General features: G+C 55.0%; 3 protein-coding genes. All 3 read left to right on the top strand.

Going from position 1 to position 2256, the window contains the following annotated elements; genetic code table 11:
• Positions 1–170 precede the first annotated feature (170 nt).
• Complete coding sequence (locus ACFOFO_RS26550) at positions 171–1571, top strand: Rieske 2Fe-2S domain-containing protein (protein ID WP_390333569.1); 1401 nt, start codon at positions 171–173, stop codon at positions 1569–1571.
• The gene (locus ACFOFO_RS26545; protein WP_390329037.1) at positions 1568–1957 is read left to right on the top strand and encodes a RidA family protein; all 390 of its coding nucleotides are present in this window, start codon (positions 1568–1570) and stop codon (positions 1955–1957) included. Before ACFOFO_RS26550 ends, ACFOFO_RS26545 begins: the two co-directional genes overlap by 4 nt.
• A gap of 35 nt (positions 1958–1992) precedes the next feature.
• The coding region (locus ACFOFO_RS26540; protein WP_390333566.1) for a putative quinol monooxygenase at positions 1993–2256 on the top strand (264 nt) is incomplete at its 3' end.

Raw genomic sequence — 2256 nt, 5'->3', positions numbered from 1 at the left:
GAATGGGTTGGCGATCCGCGTCCAGCCAACGATGAGGGCAAGTGTAGGTTAAACAAACAGGTTAATCAAGTGATTTAGACATACTTTTTTCACCAATTTATCCTCATTGATTTTTGAAAAATCAGGTGCTACACTAGTAAACCAATCGATTAAACCACTTGGATATTACGATGCCTAAGGAACCACCTGTTGCCGTTGTACGCCTTGAGAACCGCCCTTATGGCGGCTATCACAATCCGCACAGAGCCGACGACGACGGCTTCATCACCTCCGTAGGACGGGGCACACCCGGCGGGGACTACCTGCGGCACTATTGGCATCCGTTTCTTCTTGTCTCGGAGCTGAAGGACCTGCCGATTCCAGTACGCCTGTTGGGCGAAGACCTGGTGGTGTTTCGAGACGGCTCAGGGCGCTATGGCCTCTTGCACCGACAGTGCATTCACCGGGGTGCATCGCTAGAGTACGGGATCGTTGCCGAACGCGGCATCCGCTGCAGCTATCACGGATGGCACTTCGACGTTGATGGCAAAGTGCTGGACACGCCAGGGGAGCCACCCTCCAGCACGATCAAGGAGAAATTCTTCCAGGGCGCGTATAAGGTACGCGAATGGCAGGGATTGTTGTTCGCTTACATGGGCCCCGCCGAGGATGAGCCCGAATTTCCGATTTACGATTCTACCGGCTATCCGATTGACAATAAGGTTGTTCCTTACCGAATGAACCTGCCCTGTAATTGGGTTCAGATCGTCGAGAATGGGTGCGACCCGATACATAACGCGTTCTTGCACGCAATCGTCGCTGGGCAACAATTTTCACCGGTATTCAAGGTCTTGCCGCAGCTAGACTTTCCGAAAACCGCGCTCGGATTTCTGTCGATGGCAACGCGGAAAGTCGGAGACTATGTCTTCATCCGCGCAGGCGAGATCGGGCTGCCGAATTTCGGCCAGTTTCCCAATGGCTCGAACATGGCTAACCGCGAAAGTGCGGCCTTTCGCCCCTGGGTCACGCGATGGGCCGTGGCCGTGGATGATCACAATTCCTTTTACATCGGGTTTGCGAACGTCAATAGCTACAACGATCCGGGCGGTGTGATCAAACCCGAGGAGTTCGGCGTCGATCAGTTCAACTTCATCGGACAAACGGGTGATCGGCCATACGCTGAGCGCCAACGCGAACCCGGTGACTACGACGCTCTCGTCAGCCAAGGTGCTGTGGCGAACCGGAAGGTGGAACACTTGGGCACCACGGATCGCGGCGTCGTCCTTTTCCGTCGAATGCTCGCAAATGCCATTCGGGAGGTGCAGGACGGTCAAAAGCCCGCTGTACCAAAACTTTACGGGAGTGGCCCGGTACCCACGTACGCACATGAACTGGTGGTGAAAGTGCCTCCTGGTGTGCTGCTCGATGACCCCAAAGCGCTGGCCGAGTTCGGTTACAACGCCGCACAGGCGTTTATCTCCAGCGATCATCTTGTAGGGGCAGAAAGAGAAGCGGCCGTTCAAGAAAAGATCAATGCTCTTGTGCGTGAACTGACACCATCTTCGGCCACCCGGACGGGCGAGGTATCATGAATATTCAATTTGTACCCCCTCCAGAAGGCGTCAAGCGCCGGCAGTCCGATTTGGTCCTGACGGGTCCTTTGGCGTTTGCCAGCGGCATCATCGGTGCAGACATGACCAATGACGCGGCACCGCTAGCCGAATCGGTGGAAGCGCAGGCTCGTCAGATCCTCAATAACCTGGACCGCCTCCTCTCCCCGCATAATCTAGCGCGCGGAGATGTGGTGGCCGTGCACCTTTGGCTTAAGGACTTCCAGCGCTTTCATGATCGCCTTGAAAGGGTCTGGCCAGAGTTTTTCCCGTTAGAAAGCCTGCCTACGCGACAGACGGTAGGAGTACTCGCCTTGCCGCGTGGCGCTCTGATTAGCATGGACTTCGTCATAGCTCGCGGGCGTTGACTTCTATCTCATACCAACTCAATAAGGAACGCAATATGAACAAGTTTGTTCTTCTAGTCGAGTTTCAGGTCAAACCTGACGATTTGACTCAGTTTATGGACCTCGTGAACGCCAATGCCCATGCGTCGGTAGCAGACGAACCCGGCTGCTTACAGTTCGATGTCATGCAGACGCTAGACGACCCGTGCAAGGTGGTGCTTTACGAGGTCTACGCCAGTGAGAATGCATTCAAGGAGCACATGGCAATGCCACACACCCAGAGCTTTCTCGCCGCAGGAAAACCTTTAGTCAGTGGGCAA

This window comes from Pseudundibacterium arcticum, assembly GCF_042646465.1.
In the GTDB taxonomy this organism is placed as follows: domain Bacteria; phylum Pseudomonadota; class Gammaproteobacteria; order Burkholderiales; family Burkholderiaceae_D; genus Undibacterium_A; species Undibacterium_A arcticum.
Note: the sequence above shows the minus strand (reverse complement) of the source record. Positions and strands in the feature narration are given on the sequence as shown.